We start from the raw sequence: 26274 nt of genomic DNA, 5'->3' as shown, positions 1-26274 counted from the left end.
ATTTCCACTCAATCAAACTTCACGCCACCCAAAGTACCAAATGTATCTAACGAATAACTATTAATTTCCTTCATAGAAATTGTATACAGCTCATCTTTACTATACAACATACGCTGAATTTGCTTATCCCAATCTGAATATTGCTCTCCTTGCGTATTCTTCGTCAATAAATCGCCTTTCAACACAATTCCTTTTTCAGATGTAATTTCGTATACGAGTGCTCCCGAGCTTTGAAGCTCAATGTAATCTTTTTTGCCGATTTCATCGTACACCATAACAGGGAAACCGTACAAATTACGGTTTTTATGCTGGAACAATGCCTTATGGTCATATTGAATAGGCGAGTAAGTACCTCGGCCACCGATAATTTCCGTATCCTGTTCTTTCGGATTGGCAAAATCGGAAATATTGAATAGTGAAATCTTCATGCCCTTCGTCAAAATACGTGGCTCACCGCCGTTTGGATTCTTTTCGGCAACTGTTTCATAACCGAATCCGATTAGATGAGTATCATCAAGTGGGTGCAAATAATTACTGAATCCTGGAATCTTCAGTTCACCAAGCACCTTGGGAGCTGCAGGTTTGGCTACATCAATGACAAACAGTGGATCCGTTTCACGGAACGTTACCATGTATGCCTTATCCCCCATAAAACGCGCGGAATAGATACGCTCACCCTTGGCAAGCCCCTCAACCGAGCCTGTAAGTTTCATGTTTTCATCTAAAATAAAGAGATGATTTTTCGATGGATTTTTGTCATCCCATGTATTTCCTTCCGTCATAACTACACGGAAATACCCTTTGTGCTCATCCATCGAAAACTGGTTGAGCAATTGACCCTTTAGCTCAGTAGAACTATGGAATTTCACGTCAGTTCCTTTCAATGCAAACTTAAATAGTTCAGTATTTGCAGTGCCTGGATTCCACATAATCATATCCGAAGTACTCGAATTGGAAGTGGGTACATCATCATAAGCAGTGGCAGTGAGATAGAGATTGTCCTCTGACATATACAACTGTTCACTACTACCTAAATAGCCTTTAGTGACGACCTTATTCGTTGCTGGTGATGACAGATTGATAGCAGTAATGACTGAATACGACGGCTCTACTGCACCAGGTAAAATCGCAATGTCTCGGTAATCTAGTAGCTGAGCATCTGCACTTCTTTTTGAATCGTACATGCTTGGGCGTAAGATATCTCCATCGAAAGTATCCATAATCCAAAAGTATGGGCGGACATTCGTGATGAAGTACAGCATATCTCCCGCTTTTCGCGCACCGTTCAAATAGCCTTCCGCCCCAATTTCACGGATCATCGATGGGTTTTTCGGATTTGAGACATCATACAACCGCACCATTGTCATGCTATTGACAGGCATTAGCCTTTTACTAGAGGTTGCCTGCTGTTCCTCCCGATATGGCTCATATTTCTCGCCAAGGACGACCAGTGTTTTACCGTGAAGGAACAATTGAGATGGATAAAATCCTTCTTCCATTTTAATCGCCGCAGCTTGTTCGATATTCTTTGGATTGCGGATATCTGTAATCGACACTTTACCATCACCGACTACTGCGTAAATAAAATCGCCATCCGTTTTGACAATATCTGCTTCATCGACCCCTTCAACTTGGTTGTTCGTCGTCGAATAATCAGAGGAGCCGCTTGATTTATTCGACGTAGAATCAGCCATTGCTGATTCCTCAGTAACCATGTCCGTCATAATGCCAAGACGAGGTTGTTGCATAGCCTTCGCTTGCTCGAAATACGCAATCAACTCCTTGGCAGAGGAAACGGGTGTAAGTACTTCCTCCACTGTGAACTTGAATGCATGCGCGCCGTGACGCTTACCACTCACTACCCTCGGCTTCACATGCAGTGTATAGGATCCCGCTTCAATGCCATTTACATGAGCCGTCTTTCCCTCATTACCAAGCGTAATGGTAGCAGTCACCTGCTTACCTTGGTCATTGGTGACAAAGAGATCTCCTATTTTTACAGGCTGGATGAAATCTTTGCTCCATCCTTGATTAGCAACTGCGCTAGTCGCTGCCCTAACTTCCCCTTGATGGATGACAGTAGAAGAAGCAATTGCACCTACGGTAATGAAAACAGCCGCGATGAACCCAATCGTCGATTTTTTCAAATTGACCAACCCTTTCCTTTTCGTGTATTACCTCATTAGACTGTAATGAATTGATTTGGTTACACGAAAAAAGGAATTATTTTCTGAAAGGTTGGATTTATTGAATAAAAAATGTAGCAAAACTCCTTTCTCAACCGAGATAAAAGAAGATGCTACACTTTTTTGTTTGAATCAATGATTACTTTGAATTGGGGTTGCTTGTTTTATAGCAATAGACCGTGTAACGCTCCTAGTAACGTAAAAATGATAAGATGGTCTCCGATCGCTATCACAAGTGTTTTTTTCGTCAAAAGTCCAAATAATGCATTTTTCAAATATACGATTGAAATAAGTATACCTATTATGATTCCTATCACCGCGCCTTCTAATAAACTTGCAGAGCCAGTGGCTTGGACGAGTATGGCAACAAAAATTGAACTAATAAATGCGACGATAACTGAGACACCATATTTTAAAGAACCTCTGCTCTGATGACCCTTATCCTGAGGGTCAAGATTTCCTTCTTTTTTATTCCCTAGAATGATCGAATAATAGATTGCTCCATAAATCATGTACAACAATCCACCAGCAATAATCGCAATGTAATTTAGTTCATGTAAATCAATTAACATGTAATTCCCTCCAATCTATTTAGGATCAATAGCTAAAGCTATCGTGCTTAGTTGAGCTATATTTTCATTTATGCTTATATACACAATAGCATGTTCTAGGAGAATTCGACTTATTTTTTATAGCATTAACTTGCAAAGCAAAAAACGCAAGCAGGATTTATTCAAATGAAAAAAATATAAATTCAATATGGATTGGACTTTCTCCAAGAGTGAGATGAGCAGTAACTGAAGCTGTAATTTTGCCTTCTTAGCATTTTTCGTTTAATTCATTCAACGTGAGGGAATGATTTCTTTATACGTGAATTGTCTAGGAGGAAATGACTTGATGAAAGATCAATATGACAAGATGGATGACAACGTTCAGGGACAAACGCAGGACCAGCAACCTGGTGTTGAAGCCGAAATGAATCCAGCACCCATTTATGATGATAAGGATTATAAAGGGTCAGGTAAATTAAAAGGTAAAACCGCTTTAATTACAGGCGGAGATAGCGGTATCGGGCGGGCAGTCGCGGTGGCTTTTGCCAAGGAAGGTGCGAACGTAGCAATTGCATATCTAGGCGAGCAAGAGGATATCGATGCAAATAAAACCGTGGAACTCATCGAATCCTACGGTGGAAAAGCACGGAAAGTTCGGGTTGATATTAGTGAAGAAGAACATTGCGAGCAACTGATTGATGAAGTGGTCAATGAATTCGGCGGTTTGAATATCCTCGTTAACAATGCCGGAAAACAATTTCCACAAGACGATATCTTGTCCATTTCAGCGGATCAATTACGCGAGACGTTCGACACGAATTTCTTCGGCTTATTTTATTTAACGAAAGCCGCTTTACAACATATGACGGATGGTGACGCCATCATCAACACCTCGTCTGTTACAGCCTATAACGGTTCGGCAGATTTGATGGATTACTCCGCAACAAAAGGAGCAATCACGACATTTACTCGTTCGCTCGCACTGAACTTGGCAGGAAAAGGGATCCGCGTCAATGCTGTCGCGCCTGGTCCCATTTGGACACCGCTAATTCCAGCATCATTTGATAAGAAGAAAGTCAAACAGCACGGAGCCGACACACCCATGAAACGCCGTGGTCAACCTGCAGAAAACGCGCCCGCTTATGTATTTCTGGCTTCCTGTGATTCCAGTTACATGACCGGTCAAACGATCCACGTCAATGGCGGTGGTTTTGTAGGTTCATAACGTAAAAGCCCCTGACAGCAAAAATTCCATGCTGTCAGGGGCTTTCCATTTTACGCTTCTACTGTGTTCTTCGAATATCTTCTCGTATATAGAAGTGCGAAGTAACCAAATGTAATGGCCAGACATGCAACCATGAATCCAATCAGGATACCGTTGTTCATCCAAACAAACGACAGGTTACCCGTGGAGATGGCACCTTTGAAAGCTTGCACGGAGTAGGTCATCGGCAATACTGTGTTGAAGATTTGCAGTGGCACTGGAATTAATTCAAGTGGGAATGTCCCTGCGCTCGTTGTTAACTGCAAAATAAGAATGATAATCGCGACGAAACGTCCTGCATCTCCTAATATGGATACGCATAGTTGGACAAGCGCGATGAATGTGTAGCTTGTGATAATCGCCGTTAGTACAAATAGCGGCGTGTTAATGGTTTCCATTCCAAGTGCGAATTTCACGACACCTACTGCGATAAGTGCCTGCAATAAGCCTACGATAGCGAGTACCGATACTTTACTGGCGAACCATCTGAATGCACCTGTTGGTTTGATCGCCGGCTCGACAAGCGGGAAGACGATAGACAGCAGCAAGGCACCAATGAATAACCCCATTGACAGGAAATACGGCGCAAATCCTGTTCCATAGTTCGGCACAAGGTTAATACCTTCTTTCTCGACATTAACTGGTGAACCTACCATGCTATATGTTTTGTCTGTCGGATTAACTTCACTTGCAGTTTCATTCGCTTCTGCTAGTTTTTCTTGCAGCGTCACTGTTCCTTCATCCAACTCCACCAAACCGTCAGCCAGTGTGACAGAGCCTTCTGCAAGTTCTTGTGATTTCGATGCCAGTGTATCCGTTCCCTCTTTCAATGTCCCTGTTCCTTCTGTTAATGAAGCAAGGCCTGACGCTAAATCAGACGAACCTTGTTGTGCGGCCGATACACCTTCCGCTAATTGCGCTACGCCCGATACAAGATTTTCATTTCCCTCCGCCAGGGCATTCGCCCCTTCGAGAAGCTGTGGAGAAGAACCGTTTAGTTTTTCGAGTCCTGCGAGCGCCTTACTATGTGCGCCAGCAAGTTGACTAGCAGCACCGTTTAGATTGGTAGTCCCCTCTGTTAAGGCTGCAGTTCCAGCAGATAACTCTTGCATACCGCTAGAAAGTTGGGCACTCCCTTGTTTCAATTGACCAAGTACTTCCCCAATCGCTGTTTGCTGCTCAGCTGGAAGTTCCGCCAAAATAGGACCAAGTTGTGTAGACAGTTCTTCAAGTCCAGTTGCTACATTAGCCGCTGCTCCCGTTAATTGACCTGCCGCCCCATTGAGTTGCTGTGATTTTTCATTCAACGTACCTACTGCCTTGTTAAACTCCTGTTCTTTCTGACCAATTTGTCCATAACTTGTTGTTAGTTGGTCAACACCAGCTGTATAGTTTGCAAGGCCCTCTTTCAATCCATCAGCGCCAGCTGAAGCTTGTTGTGCCCCTGCAAGCAGTTCTGTCGAGCCTTGCGATAAAGTACCTAGCCCTTTATTCAACTCAACGGCACCCGTAGTAGCATCGCTTGCTCCTTGGGCAATTTTATCAGACCCATCTGCCAGCGTAATGGTGCTACCCGCCAATGTTTCAAGATAACCTTTCAATTCGTCTGCGCCATCTACTAATTTTGTAGCACCGTCATGCAATTTCCCTGCGCCGTCAGCCGCCTCACCAAAACCATCACCCAATTCCTTAATGGAATCAAATAACTTTTCCGCATACGTTGAAGCGACTTTCTCGTTTACTTCTGCACGAATCCGGTCCATTGCCGTCTCGCCAATTTGGCCGGATAAGAAGTTGAATCCTTCGTTTGGTTTGTAAATCATCGTTAACTTCTCCGGTTCGTCATCTAGCAATGTCGTAGCATGCTCCGAGAAATTTTCCGGGATTTCAATAACTACATAATAATCTTGACTTTCAAGTCCTTTTTCTGCAACGGCTTTCGAGACCCTTTGGAAATCAAACTGCTTACTATCCATTAATTTATCAGCCAACTCTCGCCCTAAAGCCAGCTGCTCGCCATCCATTTCCGCTCCTTTGTCTAAATCTACAATCGCAACGGGCAAATCCTTCATATTGGCATAGGGATTCCAAAATGCCCACAGAAACATTCCCGCATACAAAACCGGGATAAACAAAATAGCAATCATGGGTATCATCATTTTCTTCGAACGTAGTAGCTGTTTCCACTCCGCCCAAGTCATCGTTTTCTTCACCATACACACTCCTCTAGAACTAGTTGACCACTTTCCTCAAATGGTCAATTTTAAACAAAAAAACAAGTCTCAGACTAAGAGACTTTTGAAAATTGTCCCACTCAATAACGCAACAATACGCTGTTCTTCAAGCTCCGTATCATGAGTTTTTCCCCAATCGGCCACAAGTGCCATGTACGCTTTAAATAACAGATAAGCGACCAGCTCACTGTCACAAGGCTTCAGCTCACCTTTAGCGACCGCTTTTTCAATCTTGAATTTAATATAAGAAACGATTTCTTTTTCGATCGTTTCCAACACTTCTATGACTGCTGGTGTCCGAAGTTCTTTCTCTTCATCGACAAGCATGGCATACAATTGATGCGTTTCACGGAATTGGAGCATGCGCATTAACCTAGCATGTGCATTTTGTTCAAAAGGTGCACCTTCAACAGCAACTGAATCTGCTTCCGCCCGCATCTCCTGAATCATGTTCACAACAATCGCATTGAACAGCTCTTCTTTGTTAGCAAAAAACGTGTAGATGGTTCCTTTACCAACGTTGGCAATCTTGGCCACTTGATCCATCGTTGTCGCCTTGTAGCCGAAAAGCGAAAATGACTTTGCCGCCGCCTCTAAAATTTCCTGCCTACGATCCATTTCTCCACCTCACTTTGAAGGGATTAGCTAATTGACCTAAATACCATTTCGGTCATACAGTCATTATATTACACCGGGTGGTGGAATTATGCAAGTTTTTTATTTGGCAGTCAGCATCTTACTTTACCTTTCTGTCACGATACATAACTAACGTCGCTGTATTTAATACAATCGTAACGATGAGAAGAACTGCACCGACTTTTACCAGAGCGCCCGTTGTATCCATAAGAGCACTCCAATCCCCAATCGTGACTAGGTGGTGATTATAAACAATCTGGAAATATAGCGAAATTGCACAGGCACTGACGCTCATAACAGAAAATGCAGCCCAATTCTTATGCCCACCTTGTATATATCGCATGAGACTCACAACTGGCAGTATCCACGCAATTAGTCCAAGCACGAGACTACCAACATTCAACCAACCCATCATTTTTACTTCCCCTTTCTATTTTTCACTAAACATCCCTACTATTTAAAACGATATTACCAAGGTATAAGTTTCATTATTTGGAAATAACCTCACAAGGTTGTTCGGAAAGAAAGTTATCGATCAATTGCGGCAAGTTATCGATCAATTCAAAGCCGTTATCAATCAATTCAACAAAGTTATCGTTCATTTGCGGAGTGTTATCGATCAATTGAACAGAGTTATTGTCATTTCAGGACCTTCGACTCACTGAATTGGCGCAGCCCTCTCTTGTTTATGAATCAAAAAGTGCCTGGAAAGGGATCTCTCCCTCGCCAGGCACAACATTTATTCCACTTCACTCATCCACAGATCATAATAAGACGCCAGTTGCTCTTTCAAACTAGCCACTTCCTTCGTGAACGATTCATACTTCTCCCAATCCGTTTCACATTCCATATCCTTTTCCAATGAAGTGATGGCAAGCTCAAGCTTCGCAATTTCTTCTTCCACATTAATGGTCTTTGATTCTTTCACAGGCTTCGTCACCACTACAGGTGACACTACCTCAACCATCTTCCGACTTTGAAGCTCCTGCCATTTGTCACGTGCCCAGTTATACGGTCCATCAAACGTCGTAATCACGCCGTTTTCCAACCAGGCTGTGCGCGTGAATAATTTATTCAAAAAGTAACGGTCATGTGAAACCGCAATGATGGTACCTGTGAAATCCTCCAACGCTTCTTCGAGCACCTCGCGCGATTCAATATCCAGATGATTCGTTGGTTCATCCAACACAAGGCAATTGATATCTTGGTGCATGAGCTGTGCTAAACGAAGCCGCATCCGTTCCCCACCACTTAAATCCCCAATGCGCTTGAATACATCTGGTCCGTAAAACATGAATTTTGCTAACAGATGACGCGATTCACCTTCCGCCACTTGGACGTCTGCCCGAAAAACATCAATAAGACGAGCTTTAGGATCTGCAATTTCAAAATGCTGTGACAAGAATCCTACTTTCACATTGCTCCCCAATTTACTGAGCCCACCATCCACTTGCAATTCCCCTAATAAAATCTTCAAAATCGTCGATTTCCCGCTACCGTTGCGGCCAACAATCGCCGTGCGATCCTTCCAATACACATGTAAGTCTGCTTCCTTCAATAACCGCCGTTGCCCGAATGCTTTCGTGATGCCCTCCATGACAACCACTTCCTTGCCACTACGTGGAGCAGCTTCAAACGACAAGGACATCTTCTTCGGATCTATTAGCGGTTTCCGTACCTTCTCCATCCGCTCCAACGCTCGTTCCATATTGCGCGCTCGGCGATGCAATGCCGCATTCGGTGGATTGGCCTCATTCGCCCACAGACGTAGTCGCTTAATAGCTTCTCTCATCTTCTTAATCTTCTTTTGCTGCTCTTCATAATCTTGAAATTCTCGCATTAGCCGCTGTTCCTTTTCGAGAATAAAAGCAGAGTAATTCCCGTAATAAAGATGAAGCTCTCCCTCTTCCAGATCCGCAACCTTCGTCACGACACAATCCAAGAAGTAGCGGTCATGCGAAACGATAACAACTGTCCCAGCGTAGTCTCTTAAATATTCTTCCAACCACTCCACTGCAAATAAATCCAAGTGATTTGTCGGTTCATCTAATAACAGTAAATCGGGCTTCGTCAATAACAGCTTGCCGAGCATAATCTTTGTTTGTTCACCACCACTTAATTGTCCAAAAGACCGCCCAACAAATGTTTGTAATTGCAGGCCATTGATGACCTTGTCGATTTCCGAATCGATGGCATAGCCGTCACGACGCGCAAACTCTTCTTGTAAATCTCCATACAATTGAAGTAACTTTTCCATGTCATCCTGTTGAGGATCGGCAAGCTTTACTTCCATCTGAGCCATCTTGGCCTGCATAGCCTTTAGTTCTTCAAATGCACTATTTAGTACATCGTAGCCCGTCGTTTCTTTATTGAATGAAGGAATTTGGGCTAAGTAGCCGATTTTCGTTCCCTTTTTAAAATGTAGCGCACCGTTATCTGGTCGCTCCGCTCCTGCAATGAGCTTAAATAATGTTGTTTTCCCGCTACCATTGCGTCCAACAACCCCTAATTTATCTCCCGTTTTTATATCTAATGAAAGATTTTCAAATATCATATTGCCACCAAGCATTTTGCTAATTTGTTGTATTGTACAGATCATATTTTCCGCTTCCCCTCGTTCTGTGGTCACAGCTGGAAGCAACACAAAAAGACCGCTTTTCAGCGATCTTTCCCCTTAAAAATGTATCGTAAGGAATAAATGCTAAACAGCTGTGTGATTACTGAAATTGGCTAAAAAAGGACAGACGTATCCCGTTAGGCGTAATTTCATGCGTAATCGCACATGAAGTAGCTAAATATTCCAACAAACTTTCACGTGCATACACAGTATCTAACATCATTCCTCACCTCCGTTTCACTACTAATGAGAATAGTTTAACATGTACTGATTTTTGCTGCAAGAATTGTTAATACCTTAACTGTAGGATGGGCTATCTTTTTTATTACAGAAAACCACCCTGCGCCGTAAAAAGCAAAGGGTGGTTCGTAAAAAATATTCCAACTCGGTATCCCTACGCCAATTGTTGCTCTGCAAACTCACGATACAATGCATGTGATTGCGTCAATTCCTGATGCGTCCCACTGCCCGTTACCTGTCCGTTCTCGATGAAAATAATTTTATCCGCATCGACAATTGTTGATAATCTGTGGGCAATGACAAATGTTGTGCGCCCTTCCATTAAGCGTATCAGTGCATCTTGCACGACGCCTTCCGATTGACTATCGAGACTAGCCGTTGCTTCGTCCATCATTAATATTTTGGGATCTCGTAAAAACGCTCTGGCAATGGCAATACGCTGCCTTTGCCCTCCCGAAAGTTTAACGCCTCGCTCGCCAACTTCGGTGTCCAAGCCTTTCGTAAAGCTCTTAATAAATTCGTCAGCATAAGCCATTTCAGTCACTTCCCACAGCCGTTCATCTGAAATAGTTGCACTATTGTCTAAACCGTAGCATAAATTTTCACGAATTGTTCCTGCCATCATGGCACTTTCTTGTGAAACATAACCAATTTGACTGCGCCACGATGCCATCGACAGCTCTTTAATAGGTGTGCCGCCAATTCGAATTTCACCATCCGTCGGTTCATAAAAACGTTCCAGTAACCCGAACATCGTCGTTTTTCCTCCACCACTTGGCCCAGCAAAGGCAATCATTTCACCAGGCTGTGCTTCAAAGGACACATTGCCAATGACAGGTTCATCTTCTTCATAAGCAAACGATACATCCACAACTTGAACAGATTTTCCCGCAATATCCATCGCCAAACCGTCCTGCCCTTCTTCCAATGGCAGTTCTAAAATGTCGATAATACGCTCTGTTGCCCCTTTTGCTTTCTGCAACTGCGTAAAGAACATTGCAAAGGATGTAATCGGGAAAATGATTTGGAAAAGGTATAGCAGGAATGCAACAAGTTCCCCCGTTGACATCGTGCCGCTCGCAACACGCATACCGCCATAACCGATAATCATGACGATCACAACCATAACCACCAAGTACATAAAAGGGGCAATTAATGCAGTTATACGCGCTTCCTTCAAACCAAACTTAAGTAATTTTTCAATGCCCGCTTTACCACTCGCTTCTTCATTCAGTTCAGCATTAGAAGCTTTCATTAAACGAATTTCACCGAGTGTTTGTTGAATATTACCCGTAAACACAGCTGTTTCATCTTGCAAGCCGCGTGAAATCTTTGCCATTCTAGTCCCAAGTGGCACCATAATAGCTACTGTAATTGGCACTGAAATGAGCATAATGAGCGTCATCTTCCAGTCCATTACAAGTAAAATAATGACCGCACCGATAATCGAAATGATTCCGGTAATGAATTGAGGAAAGTGTTGGGTGATCAATTCTTTAACGATTCCCGTATCATTGACAACGCGGCTCACCGTTTCACCGCTCGATTCTTTATCGAAATGGCTGACTGGCAAACGAATGAGCTTGGTCCACATTTTCTCACGCAACCTAGCTACTACTTTTTGTCCCACATAACTCAGTAAATAAATGGATACCCCATCAATTACTGCTTGGAGAATAAACGCCACCCCGATTGCAATCATAATCGGGACACTTAGCGAAGCGACCGAAAAGCCATCCACAAGATTTTTCGTTAACAGCGGAACAACCAAACCTGCAAGCGTCGTCAGCACGCCCGCAGTTAAACCAACAGCTAAAGCTAGCTTCGGAATTCCTGTGGATAAAATAAGAGAGAAAAACGGCTTCAATCCGACTTGTTTTTTTTCCATTGTGCATAACTCCAATCCCTTGAATCTTTTTTTGATAAGTTTATCATAATAGATGTATCAATCAATTTCATAATAGAACAATCAACCCTGTAATCCGAACAAGGTTGGTTACTACTTCAGGCGAGTGCAGGTACGGCTTCATTCTGCTTTACATTAGGTGCAATTCCCAATCATCGATTGGAAAGGGGAGTTATATGAGTATTATTCGTAAGCAACTTTTAGTATACGGGGTAGAAACAGGATGGATAGATCTACTGGCATTTACTATTTTAATTACACTTATTATATTGCTTTGCGTCATCGCAAATTTTATTACACAAAAAGTGATTATTCGTTTTATCACACATCTTATACGTAAACATCAACTTACATGGGGACATCTTTTGTTGGAGCGAAAGGTATTTCGGAAATTATCACATTTTGTGCCTGCAACGATTATTTATACATTTGCAGAAACATTTCCGACCTATCAAAAGTTGATTGAAACGTTGGCACTCACATACATTATGATTGTAGCCTTGAGTGTTACTAATCGTTTGTTAAGCATCTTTAATGATATTTATCAAACATATGAAATTGCCAAAACAAAACCGATTAAAGGCTATATACAAGTTGCCAAAATTGTTGTTGTGACGATTGGAGTTATTTTAATCATTGCCAATTTAGTTGGGCAAAGTCCAATTATTTTACTGAGTGGAATCGGAGCACTTTCGGCAGTATTTATGTTAATTTTTAAAGATTCGATATTGGGTCTTGTCGCGGGCGTTCAGTTATCGTCCACAGATATGGTGCGTATGGGTGATTGGATTGAAATGCCAAAATACGGTGCCAATGGGGATGTCATTGATATTTCTTTAAATACCGTGATGGTGCAAAACTTTGACCGAACTATTACGATGATTCCAAGTTACGCACTCATTTCTGACTCGTTCATTAATTGGCGGGGAATGCAGGAGGCGGGCGGGAGGCGCATAAAGCGTGCATTGTATATGGATGTGTCCAGCATTGCATTTTGTTCAAAAGAAATGATTGAGCATTGTAGAGAAATCGATATTTTAAAGGACTATATGACTGAACGAGAGCGAGAAATTGAGGAGTATAATCGAGTAAATGAAATTGATCGCAGTAATATTGTAAACGGAAGGGCGTTGACCAATATTGGCGTTTTTCGGGCATATATTAACCAATATATCCAACGGCATTCGGGGATTAATAAAGAAATGACGTTAATGGTACGCCAGTTAGCCCCTGGCGAGCATGGACTCCCGATTGAAATTTATGCATTTACGAATAGCACGCAATGGACAATCTACGAGGCTATCCAAGCCGATATATTCGACCATCTTTTTGCTGTCGCTGGACAATTCGGCCTCCGTATTTTCCAAAGTCCGGCAGGCAGTGATTTTAAATTGGATAACCAACGAATAGCGAGGTGATTTGTTTATAGATCCCCTCGCTCATTTTTTTATAGGGCGATTTTGTTGAATTTTAGCTACTGCACCCGAATCAGCAAGAAATGTTCATAAATAAAGCTTGAGGACATTAAGAAACTCATAACTTAATCACAACTTCCGTCCCATCCTTATCTTTGACATCGACTAGCAAAAGCCCTTTATGCTTTTTCAGTTCATTCACAATACTTTTGAGTTCTTTTTTATTCAAGGGCGGCATCGTAAATGTTTGTTCTTTTTCCTTCATAGATTCCTGGACCCATTTGTTAATAAGTCTAGTAGTGAGTTGCCAAGAAATGATAGAAATACCTATGTTAAGAATGACATAAGGAACTGGAATAGTGAGCCGCACCGATTCTGTTCTCACCTTTACTTTTAGCATATGAAGACCCTATTCAATCGTAACTGAAACAGTATCGCCATTCGCAGACTTGACATCAATAATTTGTCCGTCTAATTCATGTTCTATGGCATCCAAAATTAAACTGATATCGAGGTCCTTCACATACTTTTCCGATTGAGGGATACTTGCAGCGATGCTATGCCCCGCTAACAATACAACCTTTACAAGTTTGATTGGCAAATTGACAGTCACATTATCATTGTCTGCTGATACAACACGTACCTTCAATGTTTTATCCGCATAGATAGGAGATTTAGCAGACACATTACTACCAGATTCTCGATCTTTTAATACTTGGATAAGTTCTGATGCTTTCGCCGCATCCACTTTCCCATCTTGTACCATCGTTATGATTTTCTCAATTTCTGTACTCAAAGTTAATTCCTCCTATTCGTCTTTTAATAGCTTAATGGCTTCTTCCGGAGTTATTTCTCCGCTTTCTAACATTGCAACAACCTTTTTCTCATCTACTTCATTTTTCTTCTTTATTTCGTAACCAAGGGAGCTCACAACATCATTCAATTTGCCACGTACCGTTGGATAGGAAATTCCAAGTTCCTTTTCAACTTCCTTAATATTTCCTCTACACGTTAGAAATACCTCAACAAAGTGAAGTTGATCACTCGATAGAGATGCCAATTTTGACAATTCGAATTCATTTTCAATGGTTGTGTGACAAGATGAACAACGTAGCTTGGTAATTTTTAGTGTTTCGCTACAGACAGGACAATGACTAATAACTGGATAGGCCATGATAAACTTTAGTCTCCTCCTCTCATTTGTATTCATCATATAACATAGAATCAATAAAATCAACAACTAAACTTAATAATATTTATAATGAAATTAATATTATTAATACGTCGATTGAATTCGGTAAACAAACGTTAGCATGAAATTAATTATATAGGCGCACATAATTCAACCATACAAAAAGGTTAGAGAGGACGATAACATAAAAGTCCTTTCTAACCTAACTTCACTTCACTGCGTAAATTTCTAATGTACTCAATTGAGCAACTGCTTTTTGCAATTCCTCCACTTTCTGTACAAGTGCCAATCGCACAAATCCAGCACCTTCCGTACCAAAGATGCTTCCTGGAACCATGACAACACCGCATTGCTCAATCGCTTTGAAGACGAATGCCCTGTCGTCAATGTCAAACGGATATTTCGCCCACACGAACATACCTCCATTTGAAGGCGTGACAGACCAACCAATATCAGCTAACCCGTTCATTAACACTTTGTGACGCGCGGAAAACTCCTTGCGCAGCCGATCTGTAATTTCTTCTGCATGGTCAAGTGCAGTTACTGCCGCTTCTTGAATCGGCCCAAATATCCCGTAATCCAAATTCGATTTCAACTGTTTGATGATGCTAATCAACTCTGCATTGCCGACAATATAGGCGATACGAGCGCCTGCTAAACTAAAGCTCTTGGATAATGAATTGATTTCCATGCCGACTTCCATTGCCCCAGGTGTTGATAAGAAACTACTCGGCGAGTCACCTGCAAAGTAATATTCTGAATAAGCTGCGTCATGAAGGACAGGGACATTGTACTTCTTAGCAAATGCCACGACCTTATCAAAAAATGTTGCATCAGGCAACGCAGGAACAGGATTGCCTGGCAAATTCAAAATGAGTAATTTCGCTTTTCGAGCGACATCTTCCGGTATTTCATCTAAATTAGGTAGAAATCCATTTTCCGCACGCAATGGCATGTAATATGGAACAGCACCTGCAAGCTTAATGCCTGCATCGTATGCGACGTAAGCTGGATTTGTAGTCAATACGATATCCCCTTCATTGCACAGAGCAAAGGGTAAATGAACGAGTCCTTCTTGCGACCCCATTGTTTGAATGATTTCGGAGTCGGGATTAAGTGTTACGCCAGAACGTCGTTTATAGTAATTCGCCACTGCTTCGTTAAATCGTTTTGTTCCGCTCAGTGTATAGCCATATGTAGTCGCCAAGGCGCTTTGTTCAGATAAAACCTGTCTCACTTTTTCATCTGGAGGAAGGTCTGGACTTCCGAGACTTAAATCAACCACGTCAGCGCCAGTCGCTCTTTTCGCTTCAGCGGCTATTTTTAAATCTCCAAAAATAGCAGGTTCAAAAATAGACATTTTTAACGACGGTTCAATCTTCAATGGTAAACACTCCTTGTTTGTGAGAAATTGTTTTTAAGGAATAGTTTATCATAAACCGTTCGATTATTGTAAAAAAAACACGAGTTCACACCAGAGAACAAGGCAGAAATCGTGTCTTAAAATGCGCAGGGCTCTTTAAGAAGAACTATTTCCCGTCACATACACTTCTTCAAACGGTTGAATGATGACAAATCCCTCACCCTTAAACTCCATTTGAATGGATTCTCCACTACCACGGCCTATGAATGTCCGGAAACTAACATCTGTGCGGAATTCTGGCGTCAAGTCCCCAGACCAAGCAACGGTCGCATTTGGATCGGTTATGACGGGCTCTCCCGGACGAACAAGTAGCGTTAATGGCTCAAAGTGAGTGGTGATAGCCACTTTGCCCGTGCCTCGCAATGTCACGTTGAACAATCCACCCGACATCATGCCTGCCACTTTTCGCATCAGTTTGATATCCCATTCGATACTCGGTTCAAATGCTAGCAGATCATTACCGTTGACCGTAATCGATTCATTATTCAAGTCGAAAATCGTAATCTTTTTCCCTTGGTCCGCCAAGTACAAGCGACCATTCCCTGTCGCCTTCATCAATGAAGTACCTTCACCCGTCAGCGCTTTTTTGAACATCATCCCCACGCCGTGTTCCAGCATTCTTTCCCGTTCAAATTTAATCTGACCTGTGTAAGAAATCATCGAGCCGGTTTTTGCCCACACTAAGTCCGTTAAATTGACCTCCAAAATACGTGGTGTTTCCAGCTCAAAGTTTTCTCTTACTTGCTCATCCTGCTTTGTCTGTTTAATAAATTCGTTAATCGTATACTTGCCCATCTAGATCTCCCCTTTCAGCGATTCGTACTGTCTATACATACGTTGGAGTATGGAGAAGGATTCAACAATCAAAGTATGCTACCGCACTTGAGGCGGACTTTGTTTAATTTGCAATTAAGAGTTATTAATAGGCATTTATTGTTTAATTTCTGCAAAAAGCGCAGAAGTTAAAAAAACGCCACCGATAAAAAAACCCGATGGAGGCAGAAGCCCCATCAGGATCTCACTCAAAAGGCCATTCTGGCAACATATTGCTTAACCTCTTATCCTCTCGATACCCTAGCACGTACTCCGCCTGCATAATCGTATGGATTTCACGCGTACCTTCGTAGATGACGGGTGCTTTTGAGTTGCGCAAGAACCGAGCTACCGGGTATTCATCCGAATAACCGTAAGCACCGTGGATTTGGAAGGCATCATCAGCTGCTTTATTGGCAAAATCACAAGCCTGCCATTTTGCTAGCGATGTTTCGCGCGTATTGCGCAGGCCTTTATTTTTCATGTCGCCTGCACGGTAGACAAGTAAGCGGCTCATCTGATAACCAGCTTCCATATTGGCGATCATTTGCTGAACAAGTTGGTGCTTACCTATCGATTTGCCGAATGTTTCGCGTGCATGACAGTATTTCACACTTTCTTCGAGACAGCCCATAATTAGGCCGACTGCCCCCGCTGCCACAGTGAAGCGGCCATTATCAAGTGCAGCCATCGCAATTTTAAAGCCTTCACCTTCTGCCCCTAGCAAATTCGCAGCCGGCACACGCATATCTTCAAAAAACAACTCGCCCGTATTGCCCGCACGAATGCCGTACTTCCCTTTAATCGCCTTCGATGAAAAGCCCGGTGTTGTCCGCTCCACAATGAATGCACTAATGCCATGATGTTTCTTCTCCTTATCCGTATAAGCAAAAACAAGGAAATGATCAGCCACGTCGCACAAGGAAATCCACGTCTTCTGACCATTCAATACATAGTCATCCCCATCGCGTACAGCTGTCGTCGTCATCGCCGCAACATCCGATCCTGCGCCAGGTTCCGTTAATCCGAAAGCACCAATTTTCTCACCCTTGGCCTGCGGCATTAAATATTTCTGCTTCTGCGCTTCCGTTCCCCACTGCATTAGCGTCATTGAGTTCAACCCGATATGAACAGAGACTGCCGTCCGGAACGCAGTATCGCCACGCTCTAATTCCTCACATAAAATCGCCAGTGAATTGTAGTCCATGCCACTGCCGCCGTATTGTTCAGGTACACACACGCCCATAAAACCGATGTCCGCAAGCTTCTTCCAAATCGCTGGGTCAAAGCCGCCTTCCGCATCCCATTTCTGAATATGTGGCATAATTTCTTCATCGACAAACTGACGCGCCGTTTTCCTTAACATCTGTTGTTCTTCTGTGAATCCGAAATCCATTGCTATATCCCTCCCTCAAGCGGAGACATTATTCGTCTCCACCGTTTCCACAATAACCACGTCACGCTTTTTCATTTCCTCAATATATAATGCACCTGGCACACTGTTTTCTGGTGGATGAACTCCTCGCTTTGTAATTACACCATTACCAATCATCTGCGCCACGATTGAAACGGTATTCGCCGTCGCACGCGCCATCGCAGTTTCATTGACCGTCGTATCTTTTTCCGTAATCAAATCGTACTCATACGTCACAGGCAATCCACCTTTGTCACCACTAACAATGACGCGCAGCAACACGGCATCCGATTTATCACCTAGCTTAAGCTGCGGAGACAATAGCTCTCGCATAACATCACGCACTTTGACCTTATTACCAGCGACAACTACCTCACTGTCACGTGCTAATAATCCAAGATCGACAAGCAACTGGAACTTTTCAGCATGCCCTTTATAGCGAATCGTCTTATATTCAAGCGTCTCCACATTCGGGAACGATTTAGTCAATGTCGACGTCCCACCAGATGTATGAAACGCCTCCAGTTCACCATATTTATCGAAATAAATCGGTTCAATTTCGGATAAAGAAGGAACTTCTAACAGCTTACCACCACGAATAACATGAGAAGGATCTGTATAATGATCAAACACGCCTTCTAATGAAAAAACAACATTATAATTTAGCGGCGGTTCTGGCTTCACCGGAATGCCGCCCACATATAATTTAATGGACTTTACGGTATCTAGTTTTTCCGCCCCGTACCCCGCTAAAATATTTATCATGCCCGGTGCCACTCCGAGATCTGGAATAATCGTGACACCTTTCGCCGCCGCCTGTTCCGCGAGGCCGAGTACCGCATCCGTTGCACCGCCGATATGACCACCGAGATCGATGGAGTGAACGCCCAAATCTACTGCCATCCGCGCCACTTTCTCATTAAATGTATAGAACAATGCATTGATCACGACATCCCCAAGTGCCATAACGTCGCGCAATTGCACATCATTTGTTGCATCTAGCAGTAGAATATCGAGTTTGTCAGACATCAGTTGTTCTGCAAAATTTTCCGCTGGTCTGACATCCAAGTCTGCCAAATAGACTTTGGCAACCTCATCACTCTTCACTAGATCACGTGCTGCTTCTTTTCCCATTAAACCTGCACCGAGTATGACGACCTTCATGCTCCCATCCCCTTACCTAGGATATTATTCCGTGTCAATCTGCGCCCGTTGCAACTTCCCACTAAAATCCACATAAATACTTTTCCACTCCGTAAAAACATCGAGTGCAGCTACGCCCGAATCACGATGACCATTCCCCGTCCCTTTTGTCCCGCCGAACGGCAAATGGATTTCAGCCCCCGTCGTTCCCGCGTTGACATAAACAATTCCGGTATCCAAATCACGCTGTGCCCGGAATACTTGATTGACATCCCGCGAGAATATCGAACTGGAAAGTCCATATTTCACGCTGTTATTCACTTCAATCGCTTCATCTAAACTACTGATTTCAATTAAGGACACAACAGGACCAAAAATCTCTTCTTGTGCTAGTCGGCTATCCCATTTCACATCTGTAAATAGCGTTGGCTCATAATAATGCCCAGCTGCAAGGTCTCCTTCTGTTAATATATTCCCCCCTGCCAGCAGCTTCGCACCTTCTTGTTGTCCAATACCCACATAGCTATGGATTTTCTCAAGTGCTTTTTGATTAATAACTGGACCAATTTTGACTGATTCATCCAGTCCATCACCGATTGATAAACCTCTCATTGCCTCAACAAGCTTTTCCTCAAGTTCCTTCTTTACATCTTTATGCACAATGACGCGGCTACATGCTGTACAGCGCTGACCCGCCGTCCCAAAAGCACTCCACAAAATCCCTTCCACCGCAAGATCGATATCCGCATCATCCATGACGATGACTGCATTTTTACCGCCCATTTCAAGCGATACTTTTTTCAAATGACGGCCACCTGTTTCAGCCACATGACGCCCCGTTTCTGTTGACCCTGTGAATGAAATCACGCGTACATCAGGATGTTCAATTAGCGCTGTTCCCACCGTCGAACCCGCACCAAAAACGATATTAGCAACACCAGCTGGTAGCCCTGCTTGCTCAAAAATAAGCGCCATTTCATACGCCATCATCGGCGTTTCTGTCGCTGGTTTCCAAACGAAAGTATTACCCGCAACCATTGCCGGGAATGACTTCCATGTCGCGATTGCCACTGGAAAATTCCAAGGTGTGATCAACCCGACAACCCCAATCGGTGCACGAACACTCATCGCAAATTTATCTTGCAGTTCGGACGGCACCGTTTCACCAAACAAGCGGCGACCTTCTCCTGCCATATACAGCGCCATGTCAATTCCTTCTTGGACTTCGCCACGCGCCTCCTCAATCACTTTGCCCATTTCCTTCGTTAAGACCTGTGCCAGATGCTCTTTCTTGTCCTTCATGATCCGTCCAATTTCATATAAATAATCCGCACGTTTTGGTGCCGGAACGAGTGCCCACTTTTTCTGCGCTTCTTTCGCTACCTGCACCGCCTTATCTACATCTTCCTTTATCGATAGCCTTACTTGTGCCAGTTCCTCGCCATTCGCAGGGTTGGTCACAGCCGTATATTCTGCTCCTTCCTCTCCTTGCCACGAACCCCCAATATAGTTGTTCAATTTCATTGCACCATTTCCCCTTTCCACTTCCGTGTTGAATCAAATTGAAAACGCTTACAACCCTACTTAATGACTTCGACATATCCCATGAAATCCCTTTATTTTATTCCACCAAAAAACTCCGCACCAGGACATAATTGCCCATGCGGAGTTGACGTATAACTACTCTTTACTTTCCTTTAGCTCAGCAAACGACCTATCATTCTTCGGTGGTACAACTCGCTTTACAAAGAATGTTAATAGCAAGGCAACCACAGCAACAAGCATGGAAATGAAGAAAGCAAAATTGACGCCATCTAGCATGGCTGCTTTTGCAATTTCTTGCTGGAATAATGCCAAGCCCTCATTCGTTGTCGGCATGTCACCCGAAGCAGCAGCCTTTGCAGCAAGATCCGTCCCCGAACTTTCCATCCTTTTCGTCATAATGGTCAGAAGGATAGCTGTACCAATAGCCCCCGAAACTTGCTGAAGTGTATTGTTCATAGCTGTACCATGCGGATTTGAAATCATCGGCAATTGATTCATACCATTTGTCATGATTGGCATAGAGACAAGTGAAATCCCGAACATCCTGACCGTGTAGAGCATCATGATGTAGTAATAACCCGACTCCAAACCAAGTTTACTCAAATAAAATGTGGTAATAATCGTAATAGATAGCCCCATGATTGCCATTGTACGTGCCCCGTATTTATCGAATAATCGGCCGGTAATCGGCGACATCAGTCCCATGACAACCGCACCTGGCAGCATCAAAATTCCTGCCTCAAACGGTGAAATTCCTCGTACATTCTGTACATAAAGTGGTGTCAAAATCATTGCGGAAAACATTGCCACAGACAGAACAATCGAAATGACAGATGCTAGCGCAAACATCGGATATTTATAAATCCTGAAGTCGAGCATTGGATCATCCATGCGAAGCTGACGGATTATTAATGCGATAAGTGCAATCGCACCAATCAAAATGGTTCCATAGACAATCGGCGCAGTCCACCCCTTATCTCCAGCAGAACTAAATCCATACAATAAGCCACCAAAACCAACACTCGACAAAGCAAGTGACAAGATATCTAGCTTCACATCACGGTTTGGTGTAATGTTACGTAGTTTGAAAAATGCATAGATAAGCGTCATTATGGCAACCGGCAAGACAATCACAAAAAGTGTACGCCATGAATAATGTTCAATGACCCAACCTGATAATGTCGGTCCAATTGCAGGTGCCGCAAACATCACTAATCCAAACATACCCATTGCCGCTCCACGACGTTCAATTGGGAAGGCTGTTAGCATGATATTCATCAGCAACGGAACCATCATCGCAGAACCCGATGCCTGAATCATTCGTGCAGCAATGAGTAAACCAAATGTTGGCGTAATAATCGCCAACAAAGTTCCTAGCGAAAACAATGCCATTGCCGTTAAAAATAATTTACGATTCGTAAACTTTTGAACGAAGAAGGCACTGGCAGGAATCATTATCCCATTGACTAACATATACCCCGTCGATAACCACTGTACTTCATTCGGTTTGACATTGAATTCCGTCATAATTGTCGGTAACGCAACATTTAACAGCGTATTATTTAGGAACGCTACAAACGTTCCTATGAAAAGAATCGCAATCATGCCATAAGGCGGCTTGTCATGCATTTTTTGAATATCCATCTTATTTCCCCCATTTACTACTTTACGTATAAATTTTGTACTCTCGGTACACCCTATTGAACAGTTTATACTGACAGTCCAAATTTATCAACTTACGTAATCGCTTTCATTGAAAAAAACTTTATTTCATTGATATAATAGTCTTTGCGGTCTAATATATCATTAGACTAGCAGTATAAGTTCGATAGCCAATCACGAAGAAAAGGTGATTTCATGAATAACCGCAAACGACAGGTTTTATTAGTTGCACGGCAGCTATTCGCAGAAAAAGGGTTTGCAGCTACATCAGTACAAGATATTTTAGATGAGTCCCAAATTTCCAAAGGGACTTTTTATAATTATTTCACATCGAAAAACGAATGCCTGATGGCCATGTTGGAATATGCACACGAAGAAGCTACTATTAAAAGGAGAGAATTGTTGATTGGACAGGACATTCAGGATAAGAATATTTTAGCTGAACAAATTGTCGTTCGCATGCACATCAATCGCGAGCACAATCTGTTGCCGATTTATGAGTCTGTTTTCAGCTCAGGCGACCAAGACTTGAGATCCTTCATCAGTAAGCATCATTTCATGGAAATTTCCTGGTTGACCGAAAGATTGGTGGATGTTTACGGGAAAGAAGCACAATCCTACGCACCAGACTGTGCCGTGATCTTTATGGGGATGATGCAGCATCTCATTCACTTTTGGAATGCTAGTTCAACAGAGAAAATCGATATTCAGCGGCTCGCGCAATTTACAACAAGACGAATTGACGCGATTATTAGTGATATGATGGCCACAAACGACACATTACTTGGAGCCAGTTTGTTCAATCATTTACAGCCCGCAAATGAAACGACAGTGGATAACAAAAGTATGGTCATCATGCTATTAACTCAATTTCTTGAAAAGTGTGCGAATGACACTAAGCTAAGCGGCAATCAGTATACACAATTTTTACTGGATGAAGTTCATTCAGCACAGCCTCGCGTATTCATTTTAGAAACAGTCACTCGCTCCTTTAATGAAACATTTAGCAATACACACTTTGAGCCAGAAACGCGCGAAATCGTTACTTACTTATGGAGTTTCATAGATATATTAAAAAAGATGAATTGAAACTTTTCTGCTTGTCAAACGTATGGTTAATTATCAATAAAAATAGAGGAGGATTCAGGTTATATGAACAATCACGAAATTGATTACAAGTTATACGGGGACGACATGCAATTCGTCGAAATCGAGCTCGACCCACAGGAAACGGTTGTGGCAGAAGCAGGGTCTCTTATGATGATGGTAGACGGCATCAAAATGGAAACGATTTTCGGTGATGGCTCTAAATCATCAGGCGCTGGTGGACTTATGGGCAAGTTAATGGGTGCTGGAAAACGGATATTGACTGGAGAAAGTCTATTCATGACAACGTTCACTAACGACGGCGTCGGAAAAAAACATGTCTATTTTGCATCGCCTTATCCTGGGAAAATTATTCCGATGGATTTGAGCCAATATAACGGCAAAATCATCTGTCAAAAAGATGCTTTTCTTGCTGCTGCTAAAGGCGTTTCTATTGGCGTCGAATTTCAACGCAAACTCGGCGCTGGCTTTTTCGGTGGCGAAGGCTTTATCATGCAGAAACTTGAAGGCGACGGTATGGCATTCGTCCACGCTGGTGGGACAATCATCGAATACAAACTCGATCCAGGTGAAATACTACGCGTTGATACAGGCTGTCTCGTTGCCTTGACACAAGAAGTCAATTACGATATCGAAATGGTCAAAGGTGTGAAAACAGCATTATTTGGCGGCGAAGGACTGTTTTTCGCCACGCTGAAGGGACCTGGGACTGTATGGGTTCAATCATTACCGTTCTCCCGACTTGCTAGTCGCGTATTTGCAGCTGCACCACAAACACCGGGCGGAGGCTCGCGTGATGAAGGAAGTATCGCAGGCGGATTGTTTAATTTACTTGGTGGAAAGTAATATTCAGGTGTCGCTCTATTTATAGAGTGACACTTTATTTGCACTTATAGATGGTAAATTTAATACCGGACGACCCCGATACGAAACTATACGATCCCAAGCAAACTGGACGACCTTAAAGCGGAACTCCACACCTAAAAAACGTGCCATCAGCCGATCCCTCGACTAATGACACGCCTTCACTCACTTACCTATTCACACCATTCAACAACAGCCAAATATATCTCGCTTCCACTTCACTGCCCGGCTGAATCTCTTGATATCTAGGATAGGCAATTGTTTTCGACTTGAACGTTTGCAAATTGATGACATGACTATTCGCTTTAGCCGCCAACTTCAGCATGCCATCAGCTTCCGCAGATTCACCCTTCGATGCCTCCAATTCAAGCTTCCAATCCAAATATAAATAGGTCGCGTCATGCTGTGACCCTTTTTCATAGCGTACCATAATTTCTGCTGCCTCATTATAACGCCCCGCATGAATCAATGACGCAACCGCTTCATATCTTGCACCTTGATTATCATTCCAATTCAGCTTCACTAAATCCAGAAATACGCCTGCCGCCTCATGATAATCGCCTTCACTGAATAAGTACGCTCCATAGGCAAATGCCGCACGCATAAATGGCCGGTTCGGGATATTTTGCCACGGATTCTCCCCCGGCTCAAAGGTGCTACTCGCAAAATGAATAGCTTTTTCATATAACTCAGCCGCTACCACAGGGTCTTGCTCTATTTCTGCTTGTAACAACAGCGCATCAGGATTATTCGGTCCGATTTCCAGCGCACTAGCCGCCAATTTCCTACGGCCTTCTTCCGATTCTGCTGCATAAGCCTCGTACGCTAATAACTGCGCACGTCCTTCTGCAACACTCGGCTTCCGTTCAGGTTGCACAACACCCGCCGTCGTCATTGACGTTTCCCACAATGCTTTTTCCGACGGCTTCGGATCCGTCCCAATGTCGTATAATTGTGCAGCCATTGGCTCGTCCCCGCTATTCATCATCTCCGCGTAAAGCGCTTCAAGCCCCTTAACATAAACGGCCATTCCTTCAGATGAAGCACTATACTTCTCAACAATTGTCTCATCTTCTAAACCAGTACCGTGGACAATACCGATTGAAATACCCGCCTTGACTGTAGCCGCAAGAAAATCAGCTTCGACCGGCACATCCTCGTTATCATTCATGAAATACGCAACCGCTAATTTATGCATAATTTCACGTGATTCCGTCGTCTGCTCCAAGTCACGTAAAGTAGCTTCCATCGCCTGTAATGCGCTCAATTGCGTCGGCGCCAGCACCTCTTCCACGATTTCCGTCATCGATGCCATACTCCGTTTGATGAACAACTCATAAATATCCAGCGCATGATCCACTATGAATTGCTCCTGCGTTTTATCTGCCACTGCTTCTCGTAATTCTACAAGTGACGCCTTCGTCTGCTTGCTCCACTTCGCCAAAAATATTATCGATGATATCGGCGCAATGGCATCTGCCACTTTACGGGGATCACGTAACACCGCTCCAAACATCAACGTCCCGACATCCGTTGGCATGCCTTCATTGCGCGTAACATGATACGTATTGTCACCAAATAGCTCCTGCACTTTCAACATACCGAATTCAACACCCGTAATTTCTGCCAGCAACATAAACGGCTCATCCCACACTTGTAACACCGTCGCCACTGACTCACGCTTCGCTTGTTTTAATTGCTCACTAACATATGTACGCCAAACCTCTTTATTGTGAATGAATAAATAAAACTCACTAGCTGCCTCTTCAATATTTCCTATTTCCCAGCTACCCGACAGACGAATGCTCCATTCCCGCATCAAGCGCATCATTTCGCCGCGATTGTCACCTTTTGGATAGTCATTAAAATAATCAATCAGTACACGATCCAATTCTTCATTCACTAGCATTTCCACAAGGTCTGTCCCTCTTGAACCACAGCACTTCTTATATTTCTTCTCACTACCACAAGTACACGGATCATTTCTGCCAATCATATTGTTTTCCTCCCTGTTTTAAACTTATATAATCGCTACATCTTATACCTCTATCATAGCAGACAA

Annotated in this window: 22 protein-coding genes; 4 read left to right on the top strand and 18 right to left on the bottom strand. The window is 43.1% G+C overall.

Annotation, left to right across the window (positions count from 1 at the left end):
- Positions 1–8 precede the first annotated feature (8 nt).
- Together R2B72_RS03740 and R2B72_RS03735 are read right to left on the bottom strand one after the other, a co-directional pair.
- The gene (locus tag R2B72_RS03740) at positions 9–2147 is read right to left on the bottom strand and encodes a beta-propeller domain-containing protein (RefSeq protein ID WP_318614909.1); all 2139 of its coding nucleotides are present in this window, start codon (positions 2145–2147) and stop codon (positions 9–11) included.
- A 203-nt stretch (positions 2148–2350) separates the two neighbouring features.
- On the bottom strand, positions 2351–2758 hold the full coding sequence (locus R2B72_RS03735; protein ID WP_318614908.1) for a DUF1761 domain-containing protein: 408 nt from the start codon (positions 2756–2758) through the stop codon (positions 2351–2353).
- A 322-nt stretch (positions 2759–3080) separates the two neighbouring features.
- Here R2B72_RS03735 and R2B72_RS03730 point away from each other — a divergent pair, with 322 nt between their 5' ends.
- Positions 3081–3962, top strand: coding sequence for an SDR family oxidoreductase (locus tag R2B72_RS03730; RefSeq protein ID WP_318614906.1), 882 nt, complete (start codon positions 3081–3083; stop codon positions 3960–3962).
- Between the two features lie 50 nt (positions 3963–4012).
- Here the strand turns inward: R2B72_RS03730 and R2B72_RS03725 are convergent, their stop codons facing one another.
- From R2B72_RS03725 to R2B72_RS03700, 6 genes are all read right to left on the bottom strand, one after another.
- Positions 4013–6217, bottom strand: a complete 2205-nt coding sequence (locus R2B72_RS03725) for a YhgE/Pip domain-containing protein (RefSeq protein WP_318614905.1) — start codon at positions 6215–6217, stop codon at positions 4013–4015.
- A gap of 66 nt (positions 6218–6283) precedes the next feature.
- Positions 6284–6853 (bottom strand): TetR/AcrR family transcriptional regulator, encoded by a 570-nt coding sequence (locus R2B72_RS03720; protein WP_318614903.1) that lies wholly within the window; start codon positions 6851–6853, stop codon positions 6284–6286.
- Positions 6854–6971: 118 nt separating this feature from the next.
- On the bottom strand, positions 6972–7286 hold the full coding sequence (locus R2B72_RS03715; RefSeq protein WP_318614901.1) for a hypothetical protein: 315 nt from the start codon (positions 7284–7286) through the stop codon (positions 6972–6974).
- 324 nt (positions 7287–7610) lie between these two features.
- A complete protein-coding gene (gene abc-f / locus R2B72_RS03710) occupies positions 7611–9470 on the bottom strand; it encodes a ribosomal protection-like ABC-F family protein (protein WP_318614900.1) in 1860 nt (619 codons plus the stop codon).
- Between the two features lie 118 nt (positions 9471–9588).
- Positions 9589–9711, bottom strand: coding sequence for an RAxF-45 family protein (locus R2B72_RS03705; RefSeq protein ID WP_318614899.1), 123 nt, complete (start codon positions 9709–9711; stop codon positions 9589–9591).
- Between the two features lie 171 nt (positions 9712–9882).
- Positions 9883–11616, bottom strand: a complete 1734-nt coding sequence (locus R2B72_RS03700; RefSeq protein ID WP_318614897.1) for an ABC transporter ATP-binding protein — start codon at positions 11614–11616, stop codon at positions 9883–9885.
- A 194-nt stretch (positions 11617–11810) separates the two neighbouring features.
- Between R2B72_RS03700 and R2B72_RS03695 the strand changes: the two genes are divergently transcribed.
- Positions 11811–13052, top strand: coding sequence for a mechanosensitive ion channel family protein (locus R2B72_RS03695; protein WP_318614895.1), 1242 nt, complete (start codon positions 11811–11813; stop codon positions 13050–13052).
- Between the two features lie 115 nt (positions 13053–13167).
- Here the strand turns inward: R2B72_RS03695 and R2B72_RS03690 are convergent, their stop codons facing one another.
- The 9 genes from R2B72_RS03690 to R2B72_RS03650 form a co-directional block, all read right to left on the bottom strand.
- Positions 13168–13449, bottom strand: coding sequence for a hypothetical protein (locus R2B72_RS03690; RefSeq protein WP_318614894.1), 282 nt, complete (start codon positions 13447–13449; stop codon positions 13168–13170).
- A 9-nt stretch (positions 13450–13458) separates the two neighbouring features.
- Positions 13459–13845: a hypothetical protein gene (locus R2B72_RS03685; protein WP_318614893.1), complete on the bottom strand. Its 387-nt coding sequence runs from the start codon at positions 13843–13845 to the stop codon at positions 13459–13461.
- Between the two features lie 12 nt (positions 13846–13857).
- Positions 13858–14223 carry a DUF2089 domain-containing protein gene (locus R2B72_RS03680; protein ID WP_318614892.1) on the bottom strand — a complete coding sequence of 122 codons (366 nt, stop codon included), beginning with the start codon at positions 14221–14223 and terminating at the stop codon, positions 13858–13860.
- A gap of 226 nt (positions 14224–14449) precedes the next feature.
- Complete coding sequence (locus R2B72_RS03675; RefSeq protein ID WP_318614891.1) at positions 14450–15625, bottom strand: aminotransferase class I/II-fold pyridoxal phosphate-dependent enzyme; 1176 nt, start codon at positions 15623–15625, stop codon at positions 14450–14452.
- Between the two features lie 135 nt (positions 15626–15760).
- Positions 15761–16459, bottom strand: coding sequence for an AIM24 family protein (locus tag R2B72_RS03670; RefSeq protein WP_318614890.1), 699 nt, complete (start codon positions 16457–16459; stop codon positions 15761–15763).
- Positions 16460–16682: 223 nt separating this feature from the next.
- Positions 16683–17873 carry an acyl-CoA dehydrogenase family protein gene (locus R2B72_RS03665; protein WP_318614889.1) on the bottom strand — a complete coding sequence of 397 codons (1191 nt, stop codon included), beginning with the start codon at positions 17871–17873 and terminating at the stop codon, positions 16683–16685.
- A 15-nt stretch (positions 17874–17888) separates the two neighbouring features.
- Positions 17889–19055: a saccharopine dehydrogenase family protein gene (locus tag R2B72_RS03660; protein WP_318614888.1), complete on the bottom strand. Its 1167-nt coding sequence runs from the start codon at positions 19053–19055 to the stop codon at positions 17889–17891.
- 24 nt (positions 19056–19079) lie between these two features.
- Complete coding sequence (locus R2B72_RS03655) at positions 19080–20558, bottom strand: aldehyde dehydrogenase family protein (RefSeq protein WP_318614886.1); 1479 nt, start codon at positions 20556–20558, stop codon at positions 19080–19082.
- Positions 20559–20714: 156 nt separating this feature from the next.
- On the bottom strand, positions 20715–22223 hold the full coding sequence (locus tag R2B72_RS03650; RefSeq protein ID WP_318614885.1) for a DHA2 family efflux MFS transporter permease subunit: 1509 nt from the start codon (positions 22221–22223) through the stop codon (positions 20715–20717).
- A gap of 213 nt (positions 22224–22436) precedes the next feature.
- Here R2B72_RS03650 and R2B72_RS03645 point away from each other — a divergent pair, with 213 nt between their 5' ends.
- Positions 22437–23330, top strand: coding sequence for a TetR/AcrR family transcriptional regulator (locus R2B72_RS03645; RefSeq protein WP_318614884.1), 894 nt, complete (start codon positions 22437–22439; stop codon positions 23328–23330).
- 63 nt (positions 23331–23393) lie between these two features.
- A complete protein-coding gene (locus tag R2B72_RS03640) occupies positions 23394–24194 on the top strand; it encodes a TIGR00266 family protein (protein WP_318614883.1) in 801 nt (266 codons plus the stop codon).
- 187 nt (positions 24195–24381) lie between these two features.
- Here the strand turns inward: R2B72_RS03640 and R2B72_RS03635 are convergent, their stop codons facing one another.
- Positions 24382–26208, bottom strand: a complete 1827-nt coding sequence (locus R2B72_RS03635; protein ID WP_318614882.1) for a YecA family protein — start codon at positions 26206–26208, stop codon at positions 24382–24384.
- Positions 26209–26274: the final 66 nt, after the last annotated feature.

The sequence above is a fragment of the Sporosarcina sp. YIM B06819 genome (assembly GCF_033485175.1).
Taxonomy (GTDB): Bacteria; Bacillota; Bacilli; order Bacillales_A; family Planococcaceae; genus Sporosarcina.
Note: the sequence above shows the minus strand (reverse complement) of the source record. Positions and strands in the feature narration are given on the sequence as shown.

Coding starts and splice junctions, on each gene's coding strand:
- R2B72_RS03690 (WP_318614894.1), bottom strand. CDS start 13,449: ATGCTAAAAGTAAAGGTGAGAACAGAATCGGTGCGGCTCACTATTCCA.
- R2B72_RS03670 (WP_318614890.1), bottom strand. CDS start 16,459: ATGGGCAAGTATACGATTAACGAATTTATTAAACAGACAAAGCAGGAT.
- R2B72_RS03640 (WP_318614883.1), top strand. CDS start 23,394: ATGAACAATCACGAAATTGATTACAAGTTATACGGGGACGACATGCAA.
- R2B72_RS03680 (WP_318614892.1), bottom strand. CDS start 14,223: ATGGCCTATCCAGTTATTAGTCATTGTCCTGTCTGTAGCGAAACACTA.
- R2B72_RS03635 (WP_318614882.1), bottom strand. CDS start 26,208: ATGATTGGCAGAAATGATCCGTGTACTTGTGGTAGTGAGAAGAAATAT.
- R2B72_RS03695 (WP_318614895.1), top strand. CDS start 11,811: ATGAGTATTATTCGTAAGCAACTTTTAGTATACGGGGTAGAAACAGGA.
- R2B72_RS03725 (WP_318614905.1), bottom strand. CDS start 6,217: ATGGTGAAGAAAACGATGACTTGGGCGGAGTGGAAACAGCTACTACGT.
- abc-f (WP_318614900.1), bottom strand. CDS start 9,470: ATGATCTGTACAATACAACAAATTAGCAAAATGCTTGGTGGCAATATG.
- R2B72_RS03645 (WP_318614884.1), top strand. CDS start 22,437: ATGAATAACCGCAAACGACAGGTTTTATTAGTTGCACGGCAGCTATTC.
- R2B72_RS03700 (WP_318614897.1), bottom strand. CDS start 11,616: ATGGAAAAAAAACAAGTCGGATTGAAGCCGTTTTTCTCTCTTATTTTA.
- R2B72_RS03665 (WP_318614889.1), bottom strand. CDS start 17,873: ATGGATTTCGGATTCACAGAAGAACAACAGATGTTAAGGAAAACGGCG.
- R2B72_RS03715 (WP_318614901.1), bottom strand. CDS start 7,286: ATGATGGGTTGGTTGAATGTTGGTAGTCTCGTGCTTGGACTAATTGCG.
- R2B72_RS03660 (WP_318614888.1), bottom strand. CDS start 19,055: ATGAAGGTCGTCATACTCGGTGCAGGTTTAATGGGAAAAGAAGCAGCA.
- R2B72_RS03720 (WP_318614903.1), bottom strand. CDS start 6,853: ATGGATCGTAGGCAGGAAATTTTAGAGGCGGCGGCAAAGTCATTTTCG.
- R2B72_RS03705 (WP_318614899.1), bottom strand. CDS start 9,711: ATGATGTTAGATACTGTGTATGCACGTGAAAGTTTGTTGGAATATTTA.
- R2B72_RS03735 (WP_318614908.1), bottom strand. CDS start 2,758: ATGTTAATTGATTTACATGAACTAAATTACATTGCGATTATTGCTGGT.
- R2B72_RS03655 (WP_318614886.1), bottom strand. CDS start 20,558: ATGAAATTGAACAACTATATTGGGGGTTCGTGGCAAGGAGAGGAAGGA.
- R2B72_RS03650 (WP_318614885.1), bottom strand. CDS start 22,223: ATGGATATTCAAAAAATGCATGACAAGCCGCCTTATGGCATGATTGCG.